Source organism: Mycobacterium kyogaense, from assembly GCF_003254575.1.
Lineage (GTDB): Bacteria > Actinomycetota > Actinomycetes > Mycobacteriales > Mycobacteriaceae > Mycobacterium > Mycobacterium kyogaense.
This window is the reverse complement of record NZ_QJUA01000028.1, coordinates 1-21,283: the sequence shown is the minus strand read 5'-3', so window position 1 is coordinate 21,283 and position 21,283 is coordinate 1. Positions and strand designations below refer to the sequence as shown.

27 protein-coding genes are annotated in these 21,283 nt (G+C 68.7%); 8 read left to right on the top strand and 19 right to left on the bottom strand.

Translation table 11 applies throughout. From position 1 onward, the window contains the following. Positions 1 to 2: 2 nt before the first annotated feature. The 5 genes from DMB80_RS18425 to DMB80_RS18405 form a co-directional block, all read right to left on the bottom strand. Complete coding sequence (locus tag DMB80_RS18425) at positions 3 to 1,010, bottom strand: hypothetical protein (RefSeq protein ID WP_111511184.1); 1,008 nt, start codon at positions 1,008 to 1,010, stop codon at positions 3 to 5. Beyond that, positions 1,007 to 2,359 carry a Dyp-type peroxidase gene (locus DMB80_RS18420; RefSeq protein WP_111511183.1) on the bottom strand — a complete coding sequence of 451 codons (1,353 nt, stop codon included), beginning with the start codon at positions 2,357 to 2,359 and terminating at the stop codon, positions 1,007 to 1,009. Before DMB80_RS18420 ends, DMB80_RS18425 begins: the two co-directional genes overlap by 4 nt. Then, on the bottom strand, positions 2,356 to 2,763 hold the full coding sequence (locus DMB80_RS18415; RefSeq protein ID WP_111511182.1) for a YybH family protein: 408 nt from the start codon (positions 2,761 to 2,763) through the stop codon (positions 2,356 to 2,358). Before DMB80_RS18415 ends, DMB80_RS18420 begins: the two co-directional genes overlap by 4 nt. Then, positions 2,760 to 3,317, bottom strand: coding sequence for a hypothetical protein (locus tag DMB80_RS18410; protein WP_111511181.1), 558 nt, complete (start codon positions 3,315 to 3,317; stop codon positions 2,760 to 2,762). Before DMB80_RS18410 ends, DMB80_RS18415 begins: the two co-directional genes overlap by 4 nt. A gap of 202 nt (positions 3,318 to 3,519) precedes the next feature. After that, positions 3,520 to 3,960, bottom strand: coding sequence for a Clp protease N-terminal domain-containing protein (locus tag DMB80_RS18405; protein WP_162938605.1), 441 nt, complete (start codon positions 3,958 to 3,960; stop codon positions 3,520 to 3,522). 75 nt (positions 3,961 to 4,035) lie between these two features. Between DMB80_RS18405 and DMB80_RS18400 the strand changes: the two genes are divergently transcribed. Genes DMB80_RS18400 through DMB80_RS18375 form a run of 6 tightly spaced genes read left to right on the top strand, consistent with a single transcriptional unit; the run spans position 4,036 to position 8,944 of the window. Continuing rightward, entirely contained in the window at positions 4,036 to 5,037 is a 1,002-nt protein-coding gene (locus DMB80_RS18400; protein ID WP_111511179.1) for an AAA family ATPase, read from the top strand. Positions 5,038 to 5,049: 12 nt separating this feature from the next. Continuing rightward, on the top strand, positions 5,050 to 5,913 hold the full coding sequence (locus tag DMB80_RS18395) for a DUF58 domain-containing protein (protein WP_111511178.1): 864 nt from the start codon (positions 5,050 to 5,052) through the stop codon (positions 5,911 to 5,913). Then, positions 5,903 to 6,376 (top strand): hypothetical protein, encoded by a 474-nt coding sequence (locus tag DMB80_RS18390; protein ID WP_111511177.1) that lies wholly within the window; start codon positions 5,903 to 5,905, stop codon positions 6,374 to 6,376. The genes DMB80_RS18395 and DMB80_RS18390 overlap by 11 nt, the downstream gene beginning before the upstream one ends. After that, positions 6,367 to 7,323 carry a hypothetical protein gene (locus DMB80_RS18385; RefSeq protein ID WP_111511176.1) on the top strand — a complete coding sequence of 319 codons (957 nt, stop codon included), beginning with the start codon at positions 6,367 to 6,369 and terminating at the stop codon, positions 7,321 to 7,323. Before DMB80_RS18390 ends, DMB80_RS18385 begins: the two co-directional genes overlap by 10 nt. Next, on the top strand, positions 7,320 to 8,231 hold the full coding sequence (locus DMB80_RS18380; protein WP_111511175.1) for a vWA domain-containing protein: 912 nt from the start codon (positions 7,320 to 7,322) through the stop codon (positions 8,229 to 8,231). Before DMB80_RS18385 ends, DMB80_RS18380 begins: the two co-directional genes overlap by 4 nt. After that, complete coding sequence (locus DMB80_RS18375; protein ID WP_111511174.1) at positions 8,228 to 8,944, top strand: hypothetical protein; 717 nt, start codon at positions 8,228 to 8,230, stop codon at positions 8,942 to 8,944. Before DMB80_RS18380 ends, DMB80_RS18375 begins: the two co-directional genes overlap by 4 nt. On the opposite strand, the gene DMB80_RS18370 is transcribed toward DMB80_RS18375, so the two are convergent. Next, positions 8,941 to 9,345 carry an ester cyclase gene (locus DMB80_RS18370; RefSeq protein ID WP_111511173.1) on the bottom strand — a complete coding sequence of 135 codons (405 nt, stop codon included), beginning with the start codon at positions 9,343 to 9,345 and terminating at the stop codon, positions 8,941 to 8,943. The genes DMB80_RS18375 and DMB80_RS18370 overlap by 4 nt on opposite strands. A 59-nt stretch (positions 9,346 to 9,404) precedes the next feature. Next, positions 9,405 to 9,722, bottom strand: a complete 318-nt coding sequence (locus DMB80_RS18365) for a DUF4229 domain-containing protein (protein ID WP_111511172.1) — start codon at positions 9,720 to 9,722, stop codon at positions 9,405 to 9,407. Between the two features lie 50 nt (positions 9,723 to 9,772). On the opposite strand from DMB80_RS18365, the gene DMB80_RS28185 reads away from it, so the two are divergent. After that, positions 9,773 to 9,937 (top strand): hypothetical protein, encoded by a 165-nt coding sequence (locus tag DMB80_RS28185; protein ID WP_162938604.1) that lies wholly within the window; start codon positions 9,773 to 9,775, stop codon positions 9,935 to 9,937. A gap of 4 nt (positions 9,938 to 9,941) precedes the next feature. Here the strand turns inward: DMB80_RS28185 and DMB80_RS18360 are convergent, their stop codons facing one another. The 7 genes from DMB80_RS18360 to hemL all read right to left on the bottom strand — a co-directional run bounded on the left by DMB80_RS18360 (position 9,942) and on the right by hemL (position 16,972). After that, on the bottom strand, positions 9,942 to 10,994 hold the full coding sequence (locus DMB80_RS18360; protein WP_111511234.1) for a MinD/ParA family ATP-binding protein: 1,053 nt from the start codon (positions 10,992 to 10,994) through the stop codon (positions 9,942 to 9,944). Between the two features lie 64 nt (positions 10,995 to 11,058). Beyond that, on the bottom strand, positions 11,059 to 12,030 hold the full coding sequence (gene ccsB, locus DMB80_RS18355; protein WP_111511171.1) for a c-type cytochrome biogenesis protein CcsB: 972 nt from the start codon (positions 12,028 to 12,030) through the stop codon (positions 11,059 to 11,061). Beyond that, a complete protein-coding gene (resB, locus tag DMB80_RS18350; protein ID WP_111511170.1) occupies positions 12,027 to 13,712 on the bottom strand; it encodes a cytochrome c biogenesis protein ResB in 1,686 nt (561 codons plus the stop codon). The genes ccsB and resB overlap by 4 nt, the downstream gene beginning before the upstream one ends. After that, a complete protein-coding gene (locus tag DMB80_RS18345) occupies positions 13,712 to 14,491 on the bottom strand; it encodes a cytochrome c biogenesis CcdA family protein (protein ID WP_111511169.1) in 780 nt (259 codons plus the stop codon). The genes resB and DMB80_RS18345 overlap by 1 nt, the downstream gene beginning before the upstream one ends. Then, on the bottom strand, positions 14,488 to 15,069 hold the full coding sequence (locus tag DMB80_RS18340) for a TlpA disulfide reductase family protein (protein WP_111511168.1): 582 nt from the start codon (positions 15,067 to 15,069) through the stop codon (positions 14,488 to 14,490). Before DMB80_RS18340 ends, DMB80_RS18345 begins: the two co-directional genes overlap by 4 nt. Next, positions 15,066 to 15,671, bottom strand: a complete 606-nt coding sequence (locus DMB80_RS18335; RefSeq protein WP_111511167.1) for a histidine phosphatase family protein — start codon at positions 15,669 to 15,671, stop codon at positions 15,066 to 15,068. The genes DMB80_RS18340 and DMB80_RS18335 overlap by 4 nt, the downstream gene beginning before the upstream one ends. Beyond that, entirely contained in the window at positions 15,668 to 16,972 is a 1,305-nt protein-coding gene (gene hemL, locus DMB80_RS18330; RefSeq protein ID WP_111511166.1) for a glutamate-1-semialdehyde 2,1-aminomutase, read from the bottom strand. Before hemL ends, DMB80_RS18335 begins: the two co-directional genes overlap by 4 nt. Before the next feature lie 75 nt (positions 16,973 to 17,047). On the opposite strand from hemL, the gene DMB80_RS18325 reads away from it, so the two are divergent. Further along, complete coding sequence (locus tag DMB80_RS18325; RefSeq protein WP_111511165.1) at positions 17,048 to 17,443, top strand: nitroreductase family deazaflavin-dependent oxidoreductase; 396 nt, start codon at positions 17,048 to 17,050, stop codon at positions 17,441 to 17,443. Here the strand turns inward: DMB80_RS18325 and DMB80_RS18320 are convergent. The 5 genes from DMB80_RS18320 to DMB80_RS18300 form a co-directional block, all read right to left on the bottom strand. Then, on the bottom strand, positions 17,415 to 18,785 hold the full coding sequence (locus DMB80_RS18320; protein WP_111511164.1) for a cytochrome P450: 1,371 nt from the start codon (positions 18,783 to 18,785) through the stop codon (positions 17,415 to 17,417). The two genes, DMB80_RS18325 and DMB80_RS18320, sit on opposite strands and share 29 nt — an antisense overlap. Further along, positions 18,782 to 19,228, bottom strand: coding sequence for a pyridoxamine 5'-phosphate oxidase family protein (locus DMB80_RS18315; RefSeq protein ID WP_111511233.1), 447 nt, complete (start codon positions 19,226 to 19,228; stop codon positions 18,782 to 18,784). Before DMB80_RS18315 ends, DMB80_RS18320 begins: the two co-directional genes overlap by 4 nt. An 84-nt stretch (positions 19,229 to 19,312) precedes the next feature. Continuing rightward, positions 19,313 to 19,654 carry a hypothetical protein gene (locus DMB80_RS18310; RefSeq protein WP_111511232.1) on the bottom strand — a complete coding sequence of 114 codons (342 nt, stop codon included), beginning with the start codon at positions 19,652 to 19,654 and terminating at the stop codon, positions 19,313 to 19,315. 48 nt (positions 19,655 to 19,702) lie between these two features. After that, the gene (locus DMB80_RS18305) at positions 19,703 to 20,293 is read right to left on the bottom strand and encodes a TetR/AcrR family transcriptional regulator (RefSeq protein WP_111511163.1); all 591 of its coding nucleotides are present in this window, start codon (positions 20,291 to 20,293) and stop codon (positions 19,703 to 19,705) included. Beyond that, the gene (locus DMB80_RS18300) at positions 20,280 to 21,140 is read right to left on the bottom strand and encodes an oxygenase MpaB family protein (protein WP_111511162.1); all 861 of its coding nucleotides are present in this window, start codon (positions 21,138 to 21,140) and stop codon (positions 20,280 to 20,282) included. The genes DMB80_RS18305 and DMB80_RS18300 overlap by 14 nt, the downstream gene beginning before the upstream one ends. Between the last annotated feature and the right edge of the window lie 143 nt (positions 21,141 to 21,283).

Genomic DNA, 21,283 nt, shown 5'->3' with positions numbered 1-21,283 from the left:
CCTCAGGCCATCGTGGCGAGGTTGTGCCAGAGGTTGCGCAGGCTGTCGGTCCCGCCGAACAACGTGGTGAAGTGCGTGGAATCGATGAGCACGATGTCCCCGGCGCGCGTGCCGGTGGGCGGCATCCAGATCAGCGCGTTGAACTCGGTGGTGCCGTCGGCGGTGAACGGGTGCGGACGGTGCGGATCGACGCGCTGGCGGCCGAGCACCCGCACCGCGTCACTTTCGGGCACCGTCAGCGCGTAGTGCGGCAGATGGGGGTGGAAGTTGAAGGTGCTCACGTTGTCGAGCAGCCGTGCCGCATCGAGGTCGCGGAACCCGGTCAGCGGCGCGATCTCCCGAGTGCCATCGACGACCGCCGGCCGCAGTCCCCACGTGTTGTGCACGGGCACGTCGAGGGCTTTCATGAGCGATCGCGTGTACTGACCGAACCGTTGCTGGCGCGGGACCAGCGGATCACCGTGGTGCGCGTACTCCACCGCGCGCTGGGCGAAGTCGTCGGTGAAGCCGACGTCGTGGTGCGGCGCCAGCAGCAGGCAGGTGCCCTCCCGCTGCAGCCATGACCGGATCGCCTCGATCTCCTCGGCCGTCGCCTCCTGCTCGGACAGGATGTGGTCGAGTCCGAACACCATCAACGTGTCGGTGTCGGCGAGAATGCGTTCATCGATGGGCAGGTGATAGCCGGCCTGGTCGATCCGCTGGAAGACCGCCACCGGGTGGCCCGTCGCCGACCCTGCGACGTCCTGGAACGCCAGTGTGGACCGGTGGAAGAGTTCCAGCGTGCCGGCGATGCCCTGGAGGAAATGGGCGGCGTCGTACTCGACGGTCTCGTAGCTGGGCCACAGCGCGTTTCGCACCTCGGTCATCGTGGAGAAGCGGTTGTACATCTCGGCGGGGTCCCGCTGCGCCTCCCACGGATAGCTCCACGTCCAGTAGATGCTGACCCGGCGGCGGCCATTGTGCTCCCGCAGCAGGTGTGCCTGGTTGTACGTGCGGGCGACCGGTCTCATGATTCCCCTCCGAGAGTGGCCAAGTAGCGCAGGCCGCCAGTACCCGGAAGGAAGAAGTAGGCTCCGCCGCGCATGGTGGTGAACGCCGGTATGCCTTTGTGTACCTTGCGGATCGGACGCTTGGGAACCGTGAAGTCGAGCGTTCCGTCCTGTGTACCGGCAATCGGATCGTGCTCGTTGCCGAGTTCGTGGAACGTCCGGTCGTTGATCCAGACGTTCTGGGCGAACTCGAACTGCCGTACCAGATCGGCACAGATGATGAACGCGGCGATGCCCCGCTCCACCCCGTCGTCAGGCGCACCCTCCGGCAGTGCCGGGCCATAGGTCGCGCCGCGGCGGATCATCCGCCGCCGGTTCATGTAGTGGGCGGTGTCGCGCGGGTTCAGACGGCGGGCGTGCGAGCCGAGCGGGCAGGCGTACCCGAACGGATCCATCTCCTTGTAGTTGAAGTCGTTGTTGCGCAGCGGATCGGCGCCGAGCTCCGGATCGTCGGTGTCGGGCGCGAGGACCAGCGGAGCGCCGCTACGCCAGCGGCCCATGAACTTCGCCGCGAGCAGTTCCGCACCGTGGGCATCCTCGGAGTTCTCGCGAAGGTAGTCGCGGAACAGCCCGACATGTTCCTCGAGCCGTCGGTAGGCCATGTAAGAGCCGTTACGCGAGAGCGCCTCGGGCGTCGGCAGATTCGCCACCGGGCCGTTCTCGTCGGGATAACCGAGGATGAACTCGCCCGGCGCCAGCGGATCTCCCGAGCCCGGGGTGGGTTGCTCACCCGAACCCTTCATCACCGGCTGGGAGAGCCGGTCGCGGAAGCCGAAGTGGTCATGGGCGTAGTTGAACGGCGGCGAGGCGTTCAGGTCGAGGTACGACAGACTCCGCACCCCGTCGGTGCGGGCGAGCAGCTTGTCGTGTTCGGCGATGGACATCGCGCACTGCTCGCCGTCGCGGGCGAACAGGATCGCGATCGCATGCACATCGTCGCCGCCGAGACCACCCAGCCAGTGCTCGGGCGCGGCCGCTCCGGTGTCACCGAGAATGCTTGCCCGCGCGGCCATCCCCTCGCGGAACGCGTCGGGGAAGCTCGCCAGCGCGTCGTCGGGAACCCCGAGCGCCCGCAGACCGGTCCAGGTGAAGGCCAGTGTCACCCAGCGCCGTGTGGTGACCATCGTGGCGGGCACGCTTGCAGCCGATTCGACCCTGTCGAGCAGCGCCGACACCCACGCCCGACCGCCTTCCGGCGTGTCGAACGTCAGGAACTCGTACCTGCCCGTGATGGCAGGGGTTCTGGTCAGCAGCATGTGCTGGATGTCGTCGAGTTCGAGTTCCACAGCCGATGCCCGGATCGATATCATTGCTGGACAGTGCCTTTCGACCATGCCCACGCCGAAATAAGCCAAGAATCGGCGCGACGGCGCAACGCCAGCGTGAACAGCGCTCCCGTCTGCATCATCGGTGAGCCGTTCAGTCGGGAGCCCAGCGTCGCCGGGAAGACGAGATAGGCCGTGTCGTCGGACACGTCGTTGTGCAGGGGTTCGCCGACGGTGACGGCGTAATCGGAGGCGCCCAATTTCGCGGACTTTGCCATCACGTCGCGATACCAGTTCTCGACGGCCGATGGCCCCGTCCACAGGTGGGGTGCCATCCCGTCGAGGATCGTCCCCTCGTCGTCGAAGGCGGCCGCCATGGCGGCGACGTCGCCGGCGTTGAACGCCTCCACGTAGCCGTGCACCGCGGCCAACGGGTCGGCTGCTGTCATTGCATCTGGTCCAGCATCGTGGAGAACGCCGCCTTGAGCCGCAGCGCCTTCTTGATCTCATCGGCGGTTACATAGGGGTACTCGCCGTACTCCAGGAAGCTCGGAACCTGGTGTTCGCGAACGAATTTGATGAACGCTTCCGGGTTCTCCTTCCAGTCCTCGGGGAACCCCTCGAGGTTCGTGAACACCGTGGTGATGCCGGTGGCGCTGAACAACTGCACCGCGTCTTCGGTGTACTTGTCGAAGTCGGTGTCGAAGATGCCCATGTACTGGAAGTGCAGCCCGGATCCGATGTCGAAGAGGTTCCATCGCAGGTAGTGCAATCGCAGCGGCGCCAATGCCTCGGGACTCGCCGCGATCGTCTCCTCGATCGTCTTCCCGTAGGCGCGAACCACCTCTTCGCGACCTTCCTTGACCTTCGCGATGATCGAGAAGCCGTAGCAGGCCGGCGTCCGCGGAAAAACCGGGCCGTAGCGGCCCTCCTCCAACTCGAAATAGCCCTCCGGGGGGATGGCCATCGCAGCCGGTTTGGCCCAATCTCTTTCAGTGCTCATCGGCGTCTCCCCGCCTCGAAGATGGCCTGAAAATAACAGCGGACAGGCATGCGCGTGTACGCATTCACCAAGAGTTTCAGTGCGCGGTGCTGCCGGCGGCAGCGCGTACCTCGTCGCTCCACCCGGCGAACACGTCCTCGTCGTGGACGCGGTGCAACGTGGTGACAGCCAGTGCAGTCATCGCACTCTTTTTCGTTGCGCGTCAGCCTGCTTCGCCCAGGTGAGACGTCAACGCAGCGACGACCTCATCGACCTCCGCTCGATCTCGGAAGAAAGCCAGCAGCGATGGCTCCCGCATCATGATCAGGGCCAGCAGGAGATGTGCGCAGCCGATCCTGCTTCGCCCGGCGAGCGTCAACGTGTGCGCGACGCTCAACGTCGACTTCACGGTCCGAGCGAACGGCGGCGCGGTCACGGCCGGCTCACCCGGTCGGGCCGGGATCAACCGGCGTCGGGCTGCGTCGGCCGTGATGCCATAGCGCGTGAGCACGAGACGGATTTCGTCGTCGCTGTACTGCAGGACACCCACCGCCAAGTGCTCCCTCCCAACCTCGGAAGCACCGGTCCAGACTGCCATCCGACGGGCCGCATCGACCGCCGCGCGTCCCGCGTCGTCGAAGCGTTCAGCCACTCCATCGGTCACCTGCGCCAGGATAAGGAGCGGACCCCGAGCGGTGCTGCGGTTTGCCGGTCCGGTCGCGGTGGTACATGAGGCGGGATGACTGCTGCCCCCGTTCCGCATGACACCGCCGAGGCCCAGCGAGTCGTGGCCGCGCTGTCGGCGGCGTTCTCCGCGAAAGTGGTCGGCCAGGAACATCTCCGGGAATCGCTGCTGATCGGCTTGCTGACCGGCGGCCACGTGCTGCTCGAAAGCGTCCCCGGGCTGGCCAAGACCACCGCAGCGCGCGTGATCGCCGAATCCATCGACGGCCGGTTCCGCCGCATCCAGTGCACGCCCGACCTGCTGCCCAGCGACATCATCGGCACCCAGATCTACGACGCGTCGGCTCGGGGTGGGGCGGCATTCGTCACCCAGCTGGGGCCTGTGCACGCCAATGTGGTGCTTCTCGACGAGATCAACCGCTCCAGCGCCAAGACCCAGAGCGCGATGCTGGAGGCGATGGAGGAACGGCAGACCACCATCGCCGGCACCGTGTATCCGATCGACGACCCGTTCCTCGTCATCGCCACGCAGAACCCCGTCGACCAGGAAGGCACCTACGCGCTGTCGGAGGCCCAGACCGACAGGTTCCTGATCAAGGAGATCGTCAGGTATCCCTCGCCAGAAGAAGAGGTCGAGGTGCTGATCCGCCGTGACACCGGGCTCTATGACCGCGGACACCGGACCCGTCCCGTCGCCACGCTCGAGGACATCCGGCACGTCCAGCGCGTCGCGGCCGAGGTACACCTCAGCCGCGACCTGATGCTCTACGCCAGCCGCCTGGTCGGCGTCACCCGTGACGCGGAGAAGTACCTTCCGTCGCACGTGGCCCGAGTCGTCGAGTACGGCGCCAGCCCGCGCGCCACGATCGCGCTGTGCACCGCAGCGCGGGCACTGGCGCTGCTGTCGGGCCGCACCCATGTCCTCCCCGGCGACATCGCCGACCTGGCCCACCGCGTCCTGCAGCACCGATTGATCCTCAGTTTCGAGGCGGCCAGCACCGGAGTCACGCCCGGCCGGGTCATCGACGCGGCGCTGGGCGCGGTGCGGGTGCCCTAGCGGGGCGCGGCGATGGGCAAGCACCTCACCAGGGTCCGGTCACTGTTCGGCGGTGACACCCGCGGCATGCTCGACGGCGGCCGGCACGCACTGCTGCACACCCGCACCCTCGAATTCGACGAGCTACGGCCCTACGTTCCCGGTGACGACGTCCGGGACATCGACTGGAAGGCCTCGGCGCGCTCCGGCGACGTACTGATCAAGCGCTTCGTCTCCGAGAAGCATCACAAGGTGTTGCTGGTGGCCGACACCGGCCGTGACATGACCGCTCTCACTCCGAGCGGAGAAGCCAAGTGCGATGTCGCCGGGCTCATCGCGGGCGCGATCGGACTGATCACCCTCGGCCGCTCCGACGAGATCGGCATGGTGTTCGGCGATGCCCGCGGCAGTGCGCACATCCGGCTGCGCCGCGGTGAGACGCACGTCGAGAGCATGCTGCACCGCTACCACGATGCGGGCAGCGAACGTGACGTCAGCGACATCACCTGCCAATTACAGTATGTGGCAACGCATTACCGCCATCCGCTGCTCATCGTCGTGGTCTCCGACGAGCCCGACGTCGACGACCGTCTCGTCGACGTGGTGAGCCGGCTCTCCGGCCGCCACGATCTGCTGTGGGCCATGGTCGCCGACCGCGCACCGACGGAGGTGGGTCGCCACGGCGGCTATGACGTCGGCACCGGCCGGCCGGTGCTCGCGACGGCCGCAGCCGATCCCCGTGTGATCGCCGCCTACGAACGGGCCGAACACCGGCGCCGGCAACGTCTCACCGAGATGTTGGCCGAGCACGCGATACCGCACGTTCGAGTGACAAGCAGCGCCGAGTTGCGGTTGCGTGTCGGCGAATTGACGAGAGTTCGCTCCCGTGCCGGATGACCTGTTGCGCTTCGTCAGCGGTCCACCGGGATACTCACTGTGGTGGCTGTGGCTGGGGCTGGCCCTGATCTTGGCCGTATCCGGTTGGTACGCAGCCATCGTCGTGTCGACGCTCCCGTCCCGACAATTGCGCACCATGCCTGTGGTTCGCGACGCGCACGCCCGGCTGCTGCGACAGCGCTTCGCACGCCGGGTCCACACCATCGTCCGGCAGCACCGCGTGGGTGAGCTCACCGATGTCGCCGCGAGTGCAGCACTGAGCCGGACGCTGCGGACGTTTCTGCACCAGGCCACCGGCCGGCGCGCCCAGTTCATGCAGCTGAAAGACATCGCCGCAGGTGATCTCGCTGCGGCAGCGCCCATCCTCGAAGCGCTCGGCGACGCCCAGTTCAGCGCGGCGTCGACCGCCGACATCGACAGGCTCGGCGCCGATACCGAGGACGTGATCCGCTCATGGGTCTGACCTGGTGGGCCGTGCCGGCCCTCGGCGCAGTCGTGGTGACCCTCGTCGTCGCCGCTGCGCTGTTGATACCCACACCCCGCGCGGCGCAACGCCGAGAACCCCTGGCCCACACCGCCCGCCTCACTCGGCTGCCCGAGTATCGCGCGGTGGTGCGGCGACAGACTCGGATGACGGCGATCGCGGTCGCGCTTCTGATCTTGCTGTTCGCGACGACACTCCTGGCGTCCGCCCGGCCGACCGCACCGGTCGACACCGGCAGCGGTCCTCGTGACGACATCATGCTCTGCGTCGGCCAGCCTGTCACCGATCCGGCGACCGGGAGGTTCCTCGGCTACTTCGCACGCCAGACACTGACCTTTGGCACCCAGCGCATCGGACTCACCTCCACCGACCGCCGGCTCGTGCCGCTCACCCGCGACTACCAGTTCGCCGCAGGTAGATTCGGCGAGTACGCCGACGCCAGTCGCGTACCGGACCCGCCCCGCCTCGAATCATTCACCGGTGCAGTCGAATACGCCGACTACGCACCGACCGTCGCCGACGTACTGTCGCTGTGCATGACGGGATTCCCCGATTTCCAGACGCCCGGCGACACCCGCCGCTCGGTGATCTACCTGGGGCCGGGATCGTTGCGGGCGCCCGGCGACGACAGGCCGTCGCTGTTCACCGACGAGCAGGTGATCGACATGGCCCGTCGCGGCGGCATCCAGGTCAACGCCGTCGCAACGGCCGGGCGTCAGACCGATGCGCTGGCCGCGATCTCGCGAGCCAGCGGCGGCACCTTCGTCCGGTTCGACACCGCGACCCTCGACGGTCAGCTCGACGCCATCCGCGCAGGGGCGCCCGGCGACGCCGACCAACGACGCGACTCCCCCACCGTCGTCCTCGTCGGCGGGCTCGCGCTCGCAGGGCTCCTCGCGGTCTCCCTGATGGCGGTGCGGCGATGACCTTCGACCCGGTACTACCCCCGCTGGTGTTGGCCGCGGTCGCCGCGGTGCTGGCGATCCTGCGCGCGCTGTCGGCATGGCCCGCGATCAAAGCCGGCGGATGGGCGCCGCTGCGGTGGTTCTTGGTGACCGCGGCCATGGCACTGCTGCTGGTGGCCGCAGCGCGGCCGGCCGCGGGGCTGCGCTCAGAGGCGCGCCCTCCGTCGTCCACCCGTGGCGGCGAGAACATCTACCTGGTGGTCGACCGTTCCGCGGATTCGGCCATCCCGGACTTCAACGGTCGGCCCCGGATCGCGGGCATCCGCGACGACATCCAGGCCGTCATCGAGACCAACCCCGGCGCCCGGTTCGCGCTGATCTCGTTCGCCGACCGCCCTGCCGTCGACTGGCCGCTGTCGGCGGACACCTTCAGCCTGCGGCCCGTCGTCTCTGCGCTCGAGCCAGCGCCGGGCGACAACGCCGACCAGGTCAACGCTTCCGCCGCGGCGACAGTGCTTCGCTACCAGCTGATCTCAGCAGCCCAGCAATATCCCGGCTCGGACAGCCTGGTGTACTACTTCGGCTCCGGGGCTCCGCAATCCACCGCCCCCCAGGGGCAGTTCGATGTCGGCCGGATCGACGGCGGTCAGGTGTTCGGGTACGGCTCCGACGCTCTCGGCGAACAGCGGTTGCGCGGTGTCGCCGACGATCTCGGCGTCGGCATGTCGACACGGACTCCCGGTCAGCCGCTCCCGACCACCGCCGGGCCGTCGGAGTCCCCACCCGCGGACGGCGTCGTCGGTGAGCGGCGCGATGAGTTCTACTGGCTTCTCACTCTCGTCGCGTCGGGCCTGCTGCTCGTCGAGATCGGCTGGTCGGTCAGGGATGTGCGGCGTGCCCGGTCGACGGCACGGGAGGTGCTGACATGACCGGCGGTCCACGGCCCGCACGGCTTCGGCAGCGGCGGCGCCTCATGCTGCTGTCGGCACTGCCGGCAGCGCTCGCGCTCGTCGTCGCAGGCGCGCTGATCTCCGTGGTCGTCGCCGGGCGCTCGGCGCAGGAGAACTACGCGTCCGGTGCCGTCGGAGCGCTTGCCGACGACGTCGCGGTGCTGCAGAGGTTCGGTGTGATCCAGCCGGCCACCACCCATTCCGCCGCGGGCGCGCTCGCGGTCCTGCAGGACCGGCTCGCCGACGCCGACGCCGAGTTCTCGGAGTCGCTGGGGCGCACGCCCGGTGACCGGTCGTGCGCGGTGCGGGTGAACCTCGAACTCGTACGGGAACGACAGGCCGATGTCGCGGCGTGGGAAGCACGGCTCGATGACGCGCGCGAGCGGTACGCCAGCGCCTTGGCGGTCATCGACGACGCACCGACGGGCTGCTTCGCGGGCAACGACGACCCCGACGCCGATCGCCGGGCGGTGCGGGAAGACGCCGCCGCGCGCATAGCCGCGAAGCTGCAGAATCTCGGTGCGGTGGCACCGCCGGCGCCCCCTCCACCGCCACCCGCGTCGGCCGCGGCGGCACCCGTGACAGGAGCCGCACCGTCGCAGGAAGCCCCCCAGACCCGTCGTCTCGATCCGGGTCAGGGCGACCCCCTCGACGCGCTACAGCGACTCCTCACCGACGCGGCGCAGCGCTAAGCAGCCGACGTCCCCGCCCAGTACTCGACGATCTTGCCGTCGGCCACCCGCAGGAGGTCGTTGCCGGTGAACCGCGCGGGACCCGACCGGGTGGCCCCGGTACTGATCCAGCGGGCAGCCACCATGTCCCCGTCGATCAGCGGGCCGACGTCGATGACGAACAGCAGTTCGCGCAACCGCTTGCGGGTGTCGTCGACGATCGCCTGGAGTTGCTCCGGCCCCTGCACGTCGTGAGTGGGCCAGTGGCCGACGAAATCCGCAGACACCAACTCGGCGGCAACGGTCCTGCCGGCCCACAATTCCTTGATCCAGCGCTGGTACAGCGCTGCCGCTTCTTCCGCGTCGCTACTTCCTACGGCGCCGAGACCCGGGTGCCGGGGTATGAGATCGTGCTGGCTCATGTGACGTGGGTTACCCACGTCTCGCGGGGAGTATTCGCAGAAAGTTTGCTGCGGACCGGTCAGGCAGCCCCGGGCCCCGACGTGTTGTCACCGCGCAGCCGGGCCTGGAGCTGGGCCCGCTCGGCGCGGCGACGCTCGTCGACGGCAGCGATGCTCTCGGTGGCCCGCCGACGCAGCGGGGCGAACAACCAGATGCCCAGCGGCAGGGCGATGACGATCGCGAACATCAATGCCACCACCACCGGGAAGTCGCGCAGGCCGATCAGCGCTCCGATGCCGAGGATCGCCGCGGCGACCACGACGACGAGGACGAGACGGGCCGCGACGTACGCCGCGACGTCGAGCAGCAGGCGGGATCGGGGCCGTTCGTCAGTCACGGTCCGAGCCTACCGAGGGCGCGTATATTGGCACGAAGGAGGTTTTTTTCGTGGCCTATTTGCTCCTGATTCTCGTGCTGGCCGCTCTGGTCTACGTCGGCTGGCGGGTGGCCCGAATGTCTGCCCAGCGCCCGCGCACGCGGACCATCGGACCCGACGACGATCCCGATTTCCTGCGGCGCATCACCCCGCGCGACGACCGACCCCGGTCCTGACTCCTCAGCCGAGCGTCGGTTGGCGCACGCCCGGAAAGCCTTGTGCCACTGTCGCAGCCAGTTCCAGAAGCGCTTCCGAGGTTGCCGGACGCAGCCGTGCGAGATCGACCTCGGCGCCTTCTTCGAGGTGAGGATCGAACGGCACCTGGCAGACCGCCCGGCAACGCCGCGTGAAATGGTCGACGACCTTGTCCAGATCGACTTTCCGATCGCTGCGCCGCGACCGTGGCCGCGCTCCGTTGATCACCGCGATCGAGGTGCGCACCAAGTCCTCTCGCCCGTGCGCGTCGAGCCAGTCCAGCGTCGCCGAGGCGCTGCGCGCCCCGTCCACCGAACCGGAACTGATCACCACCAACGCATCGGCCTTGTCGAGGACAGCTGACATCGCCGAATGCACCATGCCTGTCCCGCAGTCGGTCAGCACCACGCTGTAGAACCGCTCGAGCACGTCCAGCGTGCGCCCGTAGTCTTCGGCGCTGAACGCCACCGACACCGCCGGATCACTCTCGGACGCGAGCACTTCCAGTCGGCTGGCACCCTGCGAGGTGTACTGCCGCACATCGCTGTAGGAGTCGATGCCCTCGATGTCGCGCAACAGGTGCCGCACGGTGGCGGCCGTCTCCAACGGCACCTTCTGACTCAGGGTGCCCCGGTCCGGGTTCGCGTCCACGGCGACGACGCGGTCGCCGCGCGTGCTCGCGAACGTTGCGCCCAGCGTCGCGGTGATGGTCGTCTTGCCGACCCCGCCCTTCTGAGACGACATCGCGATCCGATAGCAGCTGCGCAGCGGCGTCTGCACCTGCGCCACCAACTGGTCGTGCCGCACAGCGCGGGGGCTTTCCCCCGCGTCGACCAGACCACCCGAACTGCGGTAGAGCCACTTGCGCCACCCCGTCGACGGACCCTTGCGCGCCTTGCCCAGCAAGGCGACGGTCGACAGGTCCAGATACGGCGGCGGGTCGGGGGTCGCAGAGCCGGCCTGCTCGGGTGCGGTGGTCACCGGCGGCATTCCCCGGGGTGGCGTCGGTGCCGTCCACTCCGCGGGCACCTCGGCCATCGGATCGGAGAACCGGTGCTGCGCGCGAAAGCTTCCTTGCGTATCGGTCACCACCCGATCGTTCCTACCCCACGCCGGCGTAGGAGTGCAGCCCGACCGTCACCAGGTTGATGAAGAACAGGTTGAACACCATCGCGACGAAGCCGACGACGTTGATCCACGCCGCCTTGCGGTCGCGCCAGCCGGCCGTCGACCGGGCGTGCAGGTACGCCGCGTAGACGACCCACGCGATGAACGACACCGTCTCCTTGGGGTCCCAACCCCAGTAGCGGCCCCACGCCTCCTCGGCCCAGATCGCGCCGAAGATCACGCCGAACCCGAAGATCGGGAACGCGAAGATGGTGGTGCGATACGCGATGCGATCGAGCGTCTGGGCGTCGGGCAGCCGCGCCACGATGCGGCCCACGGCGTCGGTGCGCCCGGCATCTCCCAGCGGGGACATCTTGAGCAGGAACAGGATGCTCGCCACACCGGCCACCAGGAACACCCCCGAGCCGATGCTCACGACCGACACGTGGATGGGCAGCCAGTAGGACTGCAGCGCCGGCATCACGGGCGCGGCGTGGGAGTACAGCCACTTGCCCGACACGGTCAGCAGGATCAGTACGGGTACCAGCACGAACACCCACAGCGACCGGTACTGAGGTTTACGCAGGACCACTGCACCCGCGACTAGGCCGCAGAAGCTGGTCAGGTTGATGAACTCGTACATGTTGCCCCACGGCACCCGTGCCGTGGACAACCCGCGCAGGACGATGCAGGCGAGCAGCAGTCCGATGCCGACGTAGACCAGGGCCAGGCCCGCCGACCCGATGCGCTCGTCGAACGGCCGGCGCGGCGCGTCGAACACCCGCCCGGGCCCGTCACCGGTCACCGACCCCGCGGCCACCAGATCACGATGCTCGACCTGGCGTCCGCGGCTGTAGGCCAGCTCGACTGCGAGCAGGAGCAGGGCCACCACGAGCACGACGATCGATGACGTGAACGCCCAATCGGAGTAGCGGGCCAGCCCGAGATCGATGTGGGTGGTGTTCATGCCCGATCCGTTTCCTTCTCTGTGGACGCTGTCGTGCCCGCGGCACTGCTCTCCGCAGCGGAGAGCAGTTTCGCCGTGAGGCGCTCGAACTCGTCGCCCCAGCCCGAGTTGTCGGTCCGCGCCAGCCCGCCGAGCTCGACGTTCACGGTACCCGCCGGCCCGGGCGTCAGACGCACCCAGACGCGGCGGCGACGAATGACCAGCGAGACGATCAGCCCGCCCATCATCGTCATCGCGAACACCAACACCCAGACCTGAGCGGGGTCGTGGGACACCTGCAGGTTGACGAACGGCACCGCGCCGTCGAAGCGCACGAGCGTGCCGTCGGGCAGCCGGGTGTCCTGGCCCGCGCTCAGGTTGACGCGCGCGACCTTGGTCAGCCGACCCTGGTCGATCATGCGCGGGTCCAGCGAGAACAGCGATTGCGGCCGGCCGGTGTCCAGGCCGGTGTCGCCCTTGTAGATGTCGACGGCGACCGCGGGATCGTTGAGCGCGGGGTACTTCGACGACAGCAGCGTGCCGTCGAGCTGCTCGGTCGGGGCGAACAGACCCTGGATGGCGATCTGGTTCTTGCGCCGCTCCCGCTCGTCGGAGTACGTCCCGCCGGGCGGGTCGAAGCGCATCGCGCCTGAGGAGAGGAACGTGATCTGGTCTTCGGGCCGCCACTGCAGCGTCTGCGTGCGGGTCTGGCCGTCGGGGAACGTCACGCTGAATGTCGGCGCGTAGCCGTGGCCCTGCAGGTAGACCCGGTCCCCGCCCACGCGCAGCGGCTCGTTGACCTTGAGCAGGTAGGGCCGCCACGTGCCGGCGGACAGGTCGTTACCGGCCTGGTACTCGATATCGGCGGCGAACGACGTGGCCTGCCCGTTGGGCAGGTAGTCGGCCTTGAAGTCGTTGACGCGCATGCAGATCGGATAGAGCGAGGTGCCGTCGACCGTGTTGCCCGCGCGGAAGGAGTCGAATGCCGCGGGCGACGCCGAACAGAAGCCGGGGCCACCGTCGGCGACGACGATCACGTTGCCCTCGTAGCTGAACAGCTTGCCGGCCGCGACCGCGACGAGCAGACCCAGCAGCGAGAAGTGGAACACGATGTTGCCGAACTCGCGCAGATAGCCCTTCTCCGCGGAGATCTCGGTGCCTGATGTCGCCGCCGGAGCGGCTCCGGTGTGTCCGCCCTCGCTGCGGGTGAACCGCCGCCACCCCGAGAGCTGCCGGTCCATGGCCTCGGCCACCGCGGTGACGTCGCCGTCGACGTGCGCGGTGTGGTGCTTGGGCAGCCGGCCGAGGTTGCGCGGGGCCGCCACCGGATCGGCGCGCAGACTGCGGACGTGTTCGGCCAGCCGGGGCGTCAGACAGCCCACCAGCGACACGAACAGCAACACGTAGATCGAGGTGAACCAGAAGCTCGAGAACACGTCGAAGGCCTGCACCCGGTCGAGCCACGGCCCGATCGTCGGGTGCTCGGCCAGGTACTGGGCGACCTTGGTCTCGTTGAGGCTGCGCTGCGGCAGCAGCGCGCCCGGGATCGCGCCGAGCGCGAGCAGGAACAGCAGCACCAGCGCGGTGCCCATGGACGTCAGCGTCCGCCAGGTGTTCCGAATCAGGGCGAGCAGACGCGAACTGGACCTTTTGGGGCCCCGATCGCTCGACGTCGCGTCTGCTCGCGCAGAGGAGGTGACCATCAGATCGGGAGCCTCACATCGCTGACGAACGCGTCGCGCACCCAGGACACGAACTCGCCCCACAGGCCGGTGACCAACGCGGTGCCTACCAGGATCAGCAGCACGCCCCCGAAGATCTGGATGGCGCGGGTGTGCCTGCGCAGCCAGCCCAGCCCGGTGACCGCACGCGCGGACCCGAACGCCAACAGCACGAACGGAATGCCCAGGCCCAGGCAGTAGGCGATGACCAGCACCACACCGCGAGCGACATTGCTGCCCTCGGTCGCCGACGCCACCGCAATCACCCCAGTCAGCGTCGGCCCCAGGCACGGCGTCCACCCCAGCGCGAACACCGCGCCCAACAGCGGGGCGCCGCCGAGCGTGGAGATCTGACGCGGGGTGAACCTGGTGTCACGTTGCAGCGCGGGCACCAGCCCGACGAACACGAGCCCCATCACGATCGTGACGACACCGCCGAGGCGTTGCAGCAGCACCTCATTGGTGATCAACGTCGTCGTCATGCCCAGCACCGCGACGGTGCCGAGCAGGAACACCGCGGTGAAACCGGCCACGAACAACGCCGCGGCGCCGGCCACCCGCAGCCGCGCCCCGCGGACCTCGACCGCGGATCCTGATGCGGCAGGCGAGTCCTCGACCCCGACGACGGCGGCCAGATACGACACGTATCCCGGGACCAGTGGCACCACACACGGCGAGGCGAACGACACCACACCCGCCAGCACGCTGACCGCGACGGCGATCAGGAGCGGTCCGCTGGAGGCGATCTCGGCGACGTTCACTTCTCGGCCGCCAACCGCTCGACGACCGGCTGCAGGTCGGCGGCCAGCAACTCCCGCAGGAACACCGCGGCGACCCGGTGCTGCCGGTCCAGCACCACCGTGGACGGGATCACCGTGGTCGGGTAGCGGCCGCCGAACGCGATCAGGGTGCGCATCGCGGGGTCGTAGATGGACGGGAACGTCACACCGCGGTCGACGACGAAATCACGTGCCGCGTCGATGTTGTTGTCGCGCACGTCGATTCCGAGGAACGCGACGCCGCGGTCCTTGGTCGCCAGGTACACCTTCTCGAGCTCGGTGATCTCCGTGCGACACGGCCCGCACCACTGACCCCACACGTTGAGCACCACGACCTTGCCGTCGAAGTCGCTCAGCGACAACGTCTTCCCGGTGTCCATAAGGTCAGGGCCCGACACCGGACCGGGGGTGCCGCGCTCAGCCGGCGGATCGTAGACGATATCGGTCTTGCCGCCGGGGGCGACGAACTCGAAGCTGCCCCCCTGCGCGACGGCGTCGCTGCCGGTCGAGCATCCCGTGAGCACGACCGCCGCCATCAGCAGGGCAACCAGCCGCTTCACTGCCCGGCCAGCTCCGCGTACCCCCAGCCCACGCAGGCGTCGTCGTGGAAGTAGAACGACGTGACCGATGCGAGGTTGCACATGCGCCGAGTCGGGAAATGGTGCAGCGCTTTGTCGGTCATCGCCCGCCGCAGCGTCTCGACCGGCAGCTGGTGACTGACGCAGACCGCCTCGTGCCCGGCGGCTGTGTCTTTCGCGCGCCGCACCGCACGGATCATTCGCTGCGCGATCTCCGTGTACGGCTCCCCCCACGACGGGGTGCGCGGATTGCGCAGATGCCACCAGTTGCGGGGATCGCGCAGCGCCCCGTCACCGGGCGAGACCTTCTGGCCCTGGAACACGTTGGCCGACTCGATCAGTTCCGCATCGGTGCCGACGGACAGGCCGTGATGGGCGGCAATGGGCGCTGCGGTCTCCTGCGCCCGCTCCAACGGTGAGGCCACCACATGGGTGATGTCGCGGCCGGCGAGCCAGTCCGCCACCCGCCGCGCCTGCGCCTGGCCCCGCTCGGAGAGGTGGTAGTCGGGCAGCCGGCCGTAGAGGATCTTCTCCGGGTTGTGCACCTCGCCGTGCCGCATCACATGCACGATCGTTTCGATCATGGGCGGGTCGCCTGAGCCGCGGCGCGAGCCGCACCGGGCAGCGCTGTCGCGATCCGATCGAACGCCTCGTCGTCGAGAGCTGTTGACACGAACCAGCATTCGTAGGCGCTCGGTGGCGGGTAGACACCCGCGTCGAGCAGCGCGTGGAAGAACGCCGGGAAGCGCCACGTCTCGGTGCCCTTCGCCGAGGCGAAGTCGGTGACCGGCTCGGCATCGCCGAAGAACACGCTGAACATGTTGCCTGCGCGCGGAATCTGATGCGCGACACCGGCGTCGGCCAACGCGCCGGCGATGAGACCGATCAGCCGGTCGGCGTTCGCATCGAGAGTCGCATAGACGGCGTCGTCGGCGGCGCGCAGCGTGGCCAACCCCGCCGCCATCGCGACCGGGTTCCCCGACAGCGTGCCCGCCTGATACACCGGGCCCAGCGGGGCGAGCCGGCCCATGACCTCGGCGCTGCCGCCGAACGCCGCCGCAGGCAGTCCGCCGCTCATGACCTTGCCGAACGCGAACAGGTCGGCATCGACCGGGTCGAGGCCGTACCAGCCCGATCGGCTGACCCGGAAACCCGTCATCACCTCGTCGCTGATCAGCAGCGCCCCGTGCGCGGCGGTGATGCGGCGCAGCGCGGCGTTGAAGCCGGGCAGCGGCGGGACGGTGCCCATGTTGCCGGGGCTCGCCTCGGTGATCACGCAGGCGATCTCGTCGCCGAACCGGGCGAAGACGTCCTCGACCGCGGCGACGTTGTTGTACGGCAGCACCACGGTGTCCGCGGCGGCCGCGCCCGTCACCCCCGGTGAGGACGGCAGGCCCAGCGTCGCGACCCCCGAGCCGGCGTCGGCGAGCAGCGCGTCGCTGTGGCCGTGATAGCAGCCGGAGAACTTGACGATCTTGGCGCGGCCGGTGAACCCGCGCGCCAGCCGTATCGCGCTCATCGTCGCCTCGGTACCCGAGTTGACCAGCCGCAGCCGCTCCACCGGGGCGACGCGGTCGATGATCTCGCGGGCCAGTTCGGACTCCGACGGTGTCGGCGCCCCGAACGACAGCCCGTCGGCGGCGGCGCGCTGCACGGCCTCGACGACGGCGGGGTGGGCGTGGCCCAGGATCATCGGACCCCACGAACACACCAGGTCGGCGTAGCGGTTGCCGTCGGCATCGGTCAACCAGCAGCCCTGCGCGGATGTGATGAACCGCGGGGTGCCGCCCACGGAGGCAAAGGCACGAACCGGCGAGTTCACGCCGCCGGGGATGACCGAGGCCGCATCGGCGAAGAGCTTCGCGGAGACGTCGGTACTGCTCATGGGTCCCAGTGTCCCAGCCGGGTCAAAACGGTCAACTACAGGGTGTAGTGGCCGGCCCGGGCGGATGATCGACGCATGCAGTTACCGCAATGGCTCGCGCGGTTCAATCGCCACGTCACCAACCCGATCCAGCGGTTGTGGGCCGGATGGGCGCCGACGATGGGCATCCTGCACCACGTCGGGCGCCGATCCGGGAAGTCCTACCGCACGCCGCTGACCGTGTTCTCCACCCGTGACGGCGTCGCCGTCCTGCTGACCTACGGTCCCGACCGGGACTGGCTGAAGAACCTGACCGCCGCCGGCAGCGGCACCCTGCGCCGGCACGGCCGATCGCTGCCGGTGACGAATCCCCGGGCGATGAGCAAGGCCGAGGCGGCGCCGCACGTGACGGGGTGGATGCGGCCACTGTTCACCCTGCTGCCGTTCGAACAGGCGGTGTTGCTCACGTCCGGGGACGCAACCGGGCCCTGATCGGCCCCTTGGCCACCGTGGTGAACGGGGTTTCACACTCGAAGTCGTCGTCGAGTGACTCCACGGTCATCGCGCGGACCACGGTGGCCAGCGCCAACGTCGTCTCCAGGCGCGCGAAATGCTCGCCGATGCACGGCCGCGAGCCACCCAGGAACGGTAAGAACTGCCAGCGGTCCCGGGCGGCGACGTTCTCCGGGCTGAACCGGTCCGGATCGAAGGTCATCGGATCAGGCCACAGCTCGGGGTCCCGGTGCATCGCGTAAAGTCCGAGCGCCACCAGGCTGCCGGCCGGGATCCGGTACCCCGTCACCTCGATGTCCCGGGTGGCCACGCGCGCGACCCCGGCAGCCGGCGGGCACAACCGGACCGCCTCGTGCAGCACCTGCACGGTGTAGCTGAGCCGGGACACGTCGGCCGGCGTCAGCTCGCCGCTCCCGATCGCCGCGGCCTCGGCCGCCACCCTGTCCTGGATTTCCGGGTGGTGCCCGAGAATCCACAGCGCGTACGTCAGGGCCGTCGCGGTCGTGTCGTGGCCGGCCAGCATGAAGATCAACAGATCGTTGGCGATCTCGTCGTCGGTCAGGGGCCGTCCGGTGTGCGGATCGGTCGCTGCGAGCAGCGCCTGCACCAGCGGCGCATCACGGTCCGGATCAGCCCGGCACGCCTGCACCATCTCGTCGGTGATACGCCGCATCGCGTCGACGGCGCGGCGGGCGCGCCGCCGGGCCGGGGTGGGCAGCCACCGCGGCGCCCGCACCGGCCGCAACGCACGGTCGGCCGTGTAGGACGACGCGACGTGCATGCACCGGGCGATCGTGTCGCCGCGTTCGTTCAGATCGACTCCGAGCACCGAGCGACCCAGTGACTGCATCGCGACGCGGCGGCACTCGGTGTCCAGGTCCACCTCGCCGCCGGCCGGCCACCGATCCACGAAAGCCTGTGCCGCGCTGGACATGTGACCGCCGAATGTGCGGACGTTGAGCTTGGTGAACACCGGCTGCAGCGCGCGCTTACGCGGACGCCACTGCTCGTTGGGCAGCACGAACAAGCTGTCCCCGGCGATGTGGCGCACCTCGTCGTGGATGATGCACCGATCGGTGACGGCGTCGTTGCGCCCCAGCACATCTCGCATCCCGGCCGGGGACATGACCGCGATGATCGGCGGGACGAATCTGGCCGGCCCCAATTGAATACGGGTGACGGGACCGCCGGCCTCGCGCATGACCTCCTGGCCGATGTCGAGCCGGCGGACCAGCGTGAGGAGTCGACGCAGCGGCAGCGGACTCCGCGGAACCGGGGGCAGCGCCCGTACGTCGACCGTGCGGTCGTCGCGGACCGTCACGTCGACCGCCAGGTCAGCACCTCGCCGGTGCCGGCGGTCATCGTCGTCCCCGGCATCACCCGCAACCGGTAGGGCGCCAGCCGCAGCACGGCGAACTGGTCGCTGGTCGGGCCGTCGGCCCAGAACGGGATGATCGCCGGGTCGTACCCCACGGGCTGCGGCGCCGTGGCGAACCGTCGCCACACGTCACGGCGCGTCTCGTCGTCGGTGTACCACTCGACGAGGCACTCGGCGCTGCACGTGTCGTGCGTCGTGGTCCAGTAGCTGATCGACACCTCGGGATGAGCCGCCAGATGCGCCCGCTTGACGGGGCTCGGCACGGTCGCGATCCACCCGAACAGGTCAGTCCCGTCCCACTCCCAGATCGGATGCAGAATGCGGGTGCGGGGTTTGCTGTCCGCGTCGACGGTGGCCACCGAGGCCCACACGATCGAGTGCGCCATGTCCACGAAGGCGGGCGCGATCTGTGCCAGAGGTGTCACGACAGTCCAGCCTAGGCAAGCGCGTCGCGCGTCGCGACGGAAGCGTCAGCCTTCGAGCTTCTTCTTGAACTCGTCGGTGTTGCGGTACTCGACGTTGCCGATGTCGGCGCTGGTCTCGATCTTGCCCTTGTCCTCGTCGTCGACCCAGTCGGTGACCGAGGTGCCCGACACCGTGCCGCTACTCCCCGGCAGTGTGGTGGTCTGCAAGTTCTCTTCCTTGTAGGCCTCGGCCATCTCCTTGGCCTTCTCCCGGTGCTCATCGGTGACTTCCGGCTTCTCGGTGAGTTCCTGGTTGTCGGGGTCCGGCGTCTCGGTGACGTGCTCGAGTTCGACGTCGGGGGTGTCGTCGGCGGACCGCTGTTCGGTGCTGGTGTCTTCGGCGCTCATGGCCATGGGACTGCCCGAAAGTGTGAGCAACGAAACAGCGGGTGCCGCTCAGACGAGCGCACCACGTAGCGCGGCGGGCACGCTCGGCAGGAAGTGCCGGCGGGCGAACGCGCGGATGTCGTCCGGGGTCTGGAGCGGTTGCGCACTGGGCAGCAGCAACACCATCTCGGCGTACCGCAGGATGCAGTCGGCGAAGTCCTCGACGGCCTCGGCTCCGATGCGCTCGGCGAAGCCGGGCGGGAAGATCTGCTGCAGCGCGTCGATCATCCGCGCGATCGCGGCGCGGTGGTACCGGCCGGCCAGCTCGAGAGCCAACGCGGGATCGTCGAGGACCATGCCGTGCAGCACCCGGTGGTTGCGGAACTCGACGATCGACAGCGTGAACGCCTCGACATAGTAATTGTCTTGCTGCGCAACCTTTTTGAGCTCTGAAGCGATGTGGCCGAACAATCTGATGTTCTCCCGCTCGATCACCGCACCCACGAGCTCGTCCTTGTTGGCGAAGCGCCGGTAGATGGTGGTGCGGCTGACGCCGGCGCGGCGGGCGACGTCGTCGAGCGCGACACGACGGTAGCCGTGCCGTTCGAACTCGACGAGGGCCGCGTCGAGGATCTGGGCCGTGGCGTCAGCCGCGGGCATAGCCCTTGAGCGCATATCCGGTGTAGCGCACTCGCATCGGCAGATGATCCCATGCCCACGTGACCGGGCGGGATCGCCAGCACGCCGCGAACCGCTGGTAACGCCGTTCCTGACGGTCCGACCACGGCAGGTTGAGCAGCTCGCGAGCGCGCGGCGGGAGACCGCCGGTGGTCAGGAACGCGGCGAGGGGGTTGAAGATCGGCGCGACGAGCCGCCACACCAGGGGGTGCACGGCCTTGGGTTTCGGGAACCCTTTGGTGACGTAGCCGACGCCGTACTTCGCCGACGGGTGCGCGACGACGACGCGCTCCAACATGGTGTCCCAGTAGCGTTCGAAGTCGGCATAGGTGGCGGGCATCGGCCGGTCGCTGACGCCGTAGCGGCGATACCAGGTCTTGGATTCCTGCCAGATCTGCTCGCGCTCGGCAGGGCTCAGACGCTTCACGAAGGTGTCCGCGAAGTAGTAGATCTGCTCGACGAATGTCGCGTGCGCCCAGAAGTAGGTGTCCGGATCGAGCGCGTGGTAGCGACGGTCGGTACCGGGCAGCTCGCCCTTGACGTGATGGTGGAAGTCCCGGACCTGGGTGCCGGCGTTATCGGTTTCTGAGCCGTAGACGGTGTTGAAGATCGGCGGGATGGTGCGTCGCAGCCGCTCGGCGGTGTCGGCGAAGAACGTCGAATGGTCGTATACGCCCTGCCCGAGTTCGGCCAGCATGTTCTGCAGCACCGCTGGGCGCGGACCGATCAGGTACATCCGGTTGTCGCCGAAGTACTTCCACACCAGCGAGCCCGGGCCCAAGGGCAGCGCGTCGTCGAGGGGTTCGGTCTGCTGCGCCAACTCCGTCATGGGGACAGTGTTACAAATTTTGCACTTTGTACCCAGCGGGTGTGATGAGTCGCACAGCGATCAGCGCCGAGTGAGAAGCCACGGCTGCGATCCGGGCCCGCCAGCAGCCAGGAACGCTATTCTGCGGGGGCTGGGGCCGCTGG

What these genes read in the sequence shown, in the direction of transcription:
- DMB80_RS18425 (WP_111511184.1), bottom strand. Translation starts at nt 1,010, where the DNA reads ATGAGACCGGTCGCCCGCACGTACAACCAGGCACACCTGCTGCGGGAG.
- DMB80_RS18420 (WP_111511183.1), bottom strand. Translation starts at nt 2,359, where the DNA reads ATGATATCGATCCGGGCATCGGCTGTGGAACTCGAACTCGACGACATC.
- DMB80_RS18415 (WP_111511182.1), bottom strand. Translation starts at nt 2,763, where the DNA reads ATGACAGCAGCCGACCCGTTGGCCGCGGTGCACGGCTACGTGGAGGCG.
- DMB80_RS18410 (WP_111511181.1), bottom strand. Translation starts at nt 3,317, where the DNA reads ATGAGCACTGAAAGAGATTGGGCCAAACCGGCTGCGATGGCCATCCCC.
- DMB80_RS18400 (WP_111511179.1), top strand. Translation starts at nt 4,036, where the DNA reads ATGACTGCTGCCCCCGTTCCGCATGACACCGCCGAGGCCCAGCGAGTC.
- DMB80_RS18395 (WP_111511178.1), top strand. Translation starts at nt 5,050, where the DNA reads ATGGGCAAGCACCTCACCAGGGTCCGGTCACTGTTCGGCGGTGACACC.
- DMB80_RS18385 (WP_111511176.1), top strand. Translation starts at nt 6,367, where the DNA reads ATGGGTCTGACCTGGTGGGCCGTGCCGGCCCTCGGCGCAGTCGTGGTG.
- DMB80_RS18380 (WP_111511175.1), top strand. Translation starts at nt 7,320, where the DNA reads ATGACCTTCGACCCGGTACTACCCCCGCTGGTGTTGGCCGCGGTCGCC.
- DMB80_RS18375 (WP_111511174.1), top strand. Translation starts at nt 8,228, where the DNA reads ATGACCGGCGGTCCACGGCCCGCACGGCTTCGGCAGCGGCGGCGCCTC.
- DMB80_RS18370 (WP_111511173.1), bottom strand. Translation starts at nt 9,345, where the DNA reads ATGAGCCAGCACGATCTCATACCCCGGCACCCGGGTCTCGGCGCCGTA.
- DMB80_RS18360 (WP_111511234.1), bottom strand. Translation starts at nt 10,994, where the DNA reads ATGGCCGAGGTGCCCGCGGAGTGGACGGCACCGACGCCACCCCGGGGA.
- ccsB (WP_111511171.1), bottom strand. Translation starts at nt 12,030, where the DNA reads ATGAACACCACCCACATCGATCTCGGGCTGGCCCGCTACTCCGATTGG.
- resB (WP_111511170.1), bottom strand. Translation starts at nt 13,712, where the DNA reads ATGGTCACCTCCTCTGCGCGAGCAGACGCGACGTCGAGCGATCGGGGC.
- DMB80_RS18335 (WP_111511167.1), bottom strand. Translation starts at nt 15,671, where the DNA reads ATGATCGAAACGATCGTGCATGTGATGCGGCACGGCGAGGTGCACAAC.
- hemL (WP_111511166.1), bottom strand. Translation starts at nt 16,972, where the DNA reads ATGAGCAGTACCGACGTCTCCGCGAAGCTCTTCGCCGATGCGGCCTCG.
- DMB80_RS18325 (WP_111511165.1), top strand. Translation starts at nt 17,048, where the DNA reads ATGCAGTTACCGCAATGGCTCGCGCGGTTCAATCGCCACGTCACCAAC.
- DMB80_RS18315 (WP_111511233.1), bottom strand. Translation starts at nt 19,228, where the DNA reads ATGGCGCACTCGATCGTGTGGGCCTCGGTGGCCACCGTCGACGCGGAC.
- DMB80_RS18310 (WP_111511232.1), bottom strand. Translation starts at nt 19,654, where the DNA reads ATGAGCGCCGAAGACACCAGCACCGAACAGCGGTCCGCCGACGACACC.
- DMB80_RS18305 (WP_111511163.1), bottom strand. Translation starts at nt 20,293, where the DNA reads ATGCCCGCGGCTGACGCCACGGCCCAGATCCTCGACGCGGCCCTCGTC.
- DMB80_RS18300 (WP_111511162.1), bottom strand. Translation starts at nt 21,140, where the DNA reads ATGACGGAGTTGGCGCAGCAGACCGAACCCCTCGACGACGCGCTGCCC.